Origin of the sequence: Streptomyces griseicoloratus, assembly GCF_014534645.1 — a bacterium.
In the GTDB taxonomy this organism is placed as follows: domain Bacteria; phylum Actinomycetota; class Actinomycetes; order Streptomycetales; family Streptomycetaceae; genus Streptomyces; species Streptomyces griseicoloratus.
The window spans coordinates 1-315 of sequence record NZ_JACVQF010000119.1 but is presented as its reverse complement, the minus strand read 5'-3'; the positions used below and the strand labels follow the sequence as shown (position 1 = coordinate 315).

Annotated in this window: 1 protein-coding gene; it reads left to right on the top strand. The window is 68.3% G+C overall.

Annotated features, from left to right (window positions below; all coding sequences use genetic code 11):
• Window positions 1-315 (top strand): ATP-binding cassette domain-containing protein (locus tag H0H10_RS03395; protein WP_188179284.1); only part of this gene is annotated, 315 nt, incomplete at both ends.

The following is a 315-nucleotide window of genomic DNA, read 5'->3' as shown; positions in this document are numbered from 1 at the left end:
GGCGGACGCGAGAAGCGCGTCCGCGAGCTGCTGGAGATCGTCGGTCTGAACCCGGAGCACTACAACCGGTTCCCGCACGAGTTCTCCGGCGGTCAGCGCCAGCGCATCGGCGTCGCCCGTGCCCTGGCCCTGGAGCCGAAGCTGATCGTGGCCGACGAGCCGGTGTCGGCCCTGGACGTGTCGATCCAGGCGCAGGTGGTGAACCTGCTGCAGAAGGTGCAGAGGGAACTCGGCATCGCGTTCGTGTTCATCGCCCACGACCTGGCCGTCGTCCGGCACTTCTCGCAGCGCGTCGCCGTCATGTACCTCGGCAAG